This window comes from Azospirillum sp. B506 (genome assembly GCF_000333595.1).
GTDB lineage: Bacteria > Pseudomonadota > Alphaproteobacteria > Azospirillales > Azospirillaceae > Azospirillum.
In genome coordinates, this window is sequence record NZ_BADK01000397.1 from 1 (window position 1) to 4471 (window position 4471).

Annotated in this window: 4 protein-coding genes, 1 tRNA gene, 2 pseudogenes and 1 other annotated feature; all 7 genes and pseudogenes read left to right on the top strand. The window is 67.8% G+C overall.

The window, feature by feature from the left end; genetic code table 11:
- Positions 1 to 681, top strand: a pseudogene (locus I71_RS12220) (lytic transglycosylase domain-containing protein); the annotation flags it as partial.
- A gap of 157 nt (positions 682 to 838) precedes the next feature.
- Entirely contained in the window at positions 839 to 1057 is a 219-nt protein-coding gene (gene infA / locus I71_RS12225) for a translation initiation factor IF-1 (RefSeq protein WP_012977999.1), read from the top strand.
- 25 nt (positions 1058 to 1082) lie between these two features.
- Complete coding sequence (locus I71_RS12230) at positions 1083 to 1724, top strand: nucleoside triphosphate pyrophosphatase (protein ID WP_083897123.1); 642 nt, start codon at positions 1083 to 1085, stop codon at positions 1722 to 1724.
- Positions 1721 to 2956 carry a ribonuclease E/G gene (locus tag I71_RS12235; protein ID WP_042695133.1) on the top strand — a complete coding sequence of 412 codons (1236 nt, stop codon included), beginning with the start codon at positions 1721 to 1723 and terminating at the stop codon, positions 2954 to 2956. The genes I71_RS12230 and I71_RS12235 overlap by 4 nt, the downstream gene beginning before the upstream one ends.
- A 131-nt stretch (positions 2957 to 3087) precedes the next feature.
- The gene (locus I71_RS39685) at positions 3088 to 3243 is read left to right on the top strand and encodes a DNA gyrase inhibitor YacG (RefSeq protein ID WP_244433788.1); all 156 of its coding nucleotides are present in this window, start codon (positions 3088 to 3090) and stop codon (positions 3241 to 3243) included.
- 117 nt (positions 3244 to 3360) lie between these two features.
- Positions 3361 to 3436 (top strand) — tRNA-Phe (locus tag I71_RS12245).
- Positions 3437 to 3874: 438 nt separating this feature from the next.
- Positions 3875 to 4471: pseudogene (locus I71_RS35875) on the top strand (transposase); the annotation flags it as partial.
- Positions 4159 to 4275, top strand: a sequence feature (AL1L pseudoknot). (Overlaps the previous pseudogene by 117 nt.)

The following is a 4471-nucleotide window of genomic DNA, read 5'->3' on the forward strand; positions in this document are numbered from 1 at the left end:
CGGGTGCTGGTCGCCTTGCAGCAGGTCGCCGGCCTGTCCGGCCACAGCTTCACCGCTATCCTGGCCCAGGCCACCCAGGAGAGCGGGCTGGACAGCGCGGCGAAGAACAGCCACAGCTCCGCCGCCGGTCCGTTCCAGTTCCTCGAATCGACCTGGCTCGACCTGTTCCGCCGCCATGGCGCCGCCTATGGCCAGGGCGAACTGGCCTCGCACATCCAGGTCCGCAACGGCGTTTCCAGCGTCAAGGATCCGGCGATCCGCCGCCAGATCCTGGAGCTGCGCCACGATGTCGACCTGTCGGCCGGCATGGCCGCCCGCTATCTGGCCGAAGGACGCGAGGCGCTGGAGAAGCGGCTGGGCCGCCCGGCCAGCGAATCGGAGAGCCGCATGGCCTATGTCCTGGGCTCCGGCGGGGCGGCGAAGCTGATCCGCGCCGCCGAATCGACGCCCGGCGCCGTCGCCGCCGACCTGTTGCCCAGCGCGGCGAAGGCCAATCACAACCTGTTCCACGACAGATCCAGCGGCCGCGCGCTCACCGCGGCGGAAACCGTCGGCCGCCTGACCCGCCGCATGGAGATCGACCAGCGCGAGATGTTCGCGGCGATCGGCAAGGCGATGGACCAGCCGCGCCGCCTGGAAGAAGGCGGTGCATCGCCGCTCAACCCCTATCAGTCGGTCTGACGCGGCGGCGGCCACAGGGTCTTTCCGGCAGACAACGCGGGGCTGCCCCGCGCGGATGGCTGCGGCCGAACGCACCGGCGGTGGGAATCCCCCTTGACCCGGCGGCTTTGGAAGGTCAGTTATTGCCGCGAAACTTTTAGGACGGACATAAGGGCCTATGGCAAAGGAAGATCTGATCGAGTTTTCCGGGACCGTCGTCGAATTGCTTCCGAACGCGATGTTCCGGGTGAAGCTCGACAACGATCACGAGGTTCTGGCGCACACCTCCGGCAAGATGCGTAAGAACCGGATTCGCGTTCTGGCGGGCGACCGCGTCAATGTGGAAATGACGCCGTACGACCTGACCAAGGGCCGCATCACCTTCCGGTTCAAGTAGCATCCTTGCTGCATCGCGGTTCCCCGTGACGATCCACTCCAAGGCGCCCCGGCTGGTGCTGGCTTCGGCCTCGCCCCGCCGGCTCGACCTGTTGCGCCAGATCGGCATCGTACCCGACACGGTCGATCCCGCCGATCTCGACGAAACGCCGTTGCGCGACGAACTCCCGCCCCAGCACGCCCTGCGTCTGGCGGCGGAGAAGGCGTCGTGCGTCGCCGCGCGCCATCCCGAGTCGTGGATTCTCGCCGCCGACACCGTGGTGGCCTGCGGCCGCCGCATCCTGCCCAAAGCCGAACGGGAGGAGGAGGCGCGACGCTGCCTGTCCCTGCTGTCCGGCCGGCGGCACCGGGTGCTGGGCGGCATCGTCCTGCTGGTCCCCACCCCTGGCGGCGGTCTGGAAGGCCATCGCCGGATCGACCGGCTGGTCCGCACCGACGTCACCTTCAAGGTGCTCGACCGGGCGGAGACCGACGCCTACATCGCGTCGGGCGAATGGAAGGGCAAGGCCGGCGGCTATGCCATCCAGGGCCGGGCGGGGGCACTGGTGCGCTGGATCGGCGGCTCCTACAGCAATGTCGTCGGGCTGTCGCTGCACGAGGTCGCCGGCATGCTGCACGGCGCCGGCTTCCCGCATCCCGCACCCTCCGATCCCCCATCCGAACGATGAGCAGGCTTGAGCTGCTGGTCGACCGCGACGGTCCGCTGACGCGGGCGGCGGTGCTGGCCGACGGCCGCCTGACTGACCTGCACATCGACCATGCCGACCGCCCGTCGCTGCTGGGCGCTATCGTCCTGGGCCGGGTGGAGCGGATCGCCACCGGCCTGAACGGCGCCTTCGTCGATCTCGGAAATGGCCTTTCCGGCCTGCTTCCCGCCGCCGACGTGCGCCGCCCGATTCTCGACGACGCCCCCCCCCACGCCCGCCCTCCTCGCCCGGGCGCCAAGCCGGCCCCCATTGGCGCGCTGCTGCGCACCGGGCAGCCGGTGCTGGTGCAGGTGAAGGCCGATGCCGTCGGCTCCAAGGGTCCGTCGCTGACGATGGACATCACGCTGCCCGGCCGCTTTCTGGTGCATGCGCCGCTCGGCCGCGACATCGCGGTCTCGAAGCGCCTTGGCTCCGGCCCGGAGCGCGCCGCGCTGGCCCGCCGCATCGAAGAGCTTGCCACCGGTTCAGGCTGGATCGTGCGCGCCGGTGCCGTCCAGGTGCCCGACGGGCTGCTGGCCGCCGAATCGGAGGCACTGCACCTGCACTGGCGGGCGATCCGCGACGACGCCCGCGCCGGTGCCGCCCCGCGCCTGCTGCATCCCGGCCCCGACGCCCCCACCCGCGCCCTGATCGAGCAGGGGGCCGCCGCCCCCGCCGCCATCCTGGTGGACGACCACCCCCCTCCCGACGACATCAGGATCGGCGACGGGCCTCTGCTGTCGGGCTTGCGGAACTGGTGCGGCCGCCACGCCCCCGACCTTCTGCCGCGGCTCAGCCCCCATCGGGATCCGCAGCGCCTGTTCGACTTGCGCGACCTCGACACCGCGATTGCCGGGCTTCTCGACGTCCGGGTATCGCTTGCGCTCGGCGGTTCGCTGGTGATCGAGCGGACGGAGGCGCTGACGGTGGTCGACGTGAATGCCGGGGAGCGCGGCAACCCGCTGGAGGTCAACCTCGACGCCGCGGCGGAGATCGCCCGCCAGCTTCGCCTGCGCAATGTCGGTGGCATCGTGGTGGTGGATTTCGTCAACATGCGCAACCGCGGTGATGCCGAGCGCGTTCTGGCCGCCCTGTCGCAGGCGGTGGAAAGTGACCCGGTGCAGACCCAAGTTTACGGCATGTCCAAACTGGGCCTGGTCGAACTGACCCGTGCCCGCCGCGGCACGCCGCTGGCCGCCCTGCTACGGCCCTAGCTGCTTACAGTCCGTTACGGAGGCTATTCTTGTCCGACGCACGCTTCCCCGGCGCCCCGCAGCGCCCCCAGCCCCATGTCCAGCCCCAAGCCCAGAGCAAGGCTGGCGTCAAGGCGGGGACCGACTGCCCGATCTGCGGCCGCCCGACCGAGCCGGCGACCCGCCCCTTCTGTTCCAAGCGTTGTGCCGACATCGACCTGTCGCGCTGGCTGGGCGGAGTTTACCGCATCGAAGGCCCGGAATCCCCTGCCACGCCCGGTGGATCCGACGCCGATGAGAGGTCGTGAGAGGGGCGTGATTTTTTTTGAATTTTCCTCTGGACAGCCCGTCCGAACCTCTCTAAAAAGCGCCCCACACGACGCGCCGCACCGACCGAAACGGTCACCCACCAAGCGGCGCCGGATGCCCAGGTAGCTCAGTTGGTAGAGCAGGGGACTGAAAATCCCCGTGTCGGCGGTTCGACTCCGTCCCTGGGCACCATTCCCTTTCAAGGGTTTCGGTGCTTCTCTGGAACCGCTCCAAACCGCGGTTAGACAGAAGTTAGACATTCCCCTAGTGACGTTCTCAAAGCTTCGCACCTGACTAACAGGCTAACATCAGTAACCCGAAAGTCTTGCATCGTTCAGCTATAAGCGAACTTGGCAATACTGATTTCGGGACGTTTTCGCCAGCGCCCCTATCAGGCATACTGCATATTCAGAGCCATCAACACAAACAGCATGCCGCCTGACGAGATTCAATAATGTAACGACTCCGTCTTGTAGCTCCGTTGGTGGACATTAGCGCTTCTAGTGCACTGACGCAGACATAGGGTTCACAGCGGGCTGCTGGTGTGCGATTCTGTCGGCATGGCCCAGACCGTCAGTGAACCGCGCCGGGTTTGTCGGAGGCTCCGTTTCTTGAGAGACTGGGGTCATCATGACGAAAGCGGCATCACGCAAATACGCTCCTGAAGTCCGCGAACGCGCGGTTCGGATGGTGTTCGAACACGAGGGGGATCACGCCTCGCAGTGGGCGGCGATCGGCTCGATCGCGGCGAAGATCGGCTGCACAGCGGAGACGTTGCGGGGCTGGGTCCGGCAGGCTGAGCGCGACCAAGGCAAGCGGCCTGGCCCGACGACGGATGAGCAGGAGCGGATCAAGGCGCTGGAACGTGAGGTGCGGGAACTGCGCCAGGCGAACGAGATCCTACGCAAGGCGTCGGCGTATTTCGCCCAGGCGGAGCTCGACCGCCCGTTCAAGAAATGATCGCCTTCATCGACGCGCACCGCGCCGTTCACGGGGTCGAGCCGATCTGCCGAGGCCTGCCGATCGCCCCGTCCACCTATTACGCCCATGCCGCCCGACAGGCCGATCCATCCAAGGTGCCGGCCCGTTCGCGAAGCGACGCAGTGCTGAGGGAGGCTATCCGGCGGGTCTGGGACGCGAACTTNCAGGTCTATGGGGTACGCAAGGTCTGGCGGCAGTGGGGGCGGGAGGGCATCNACGTGGCACGCTGCACGTTGGGCCGGCTAA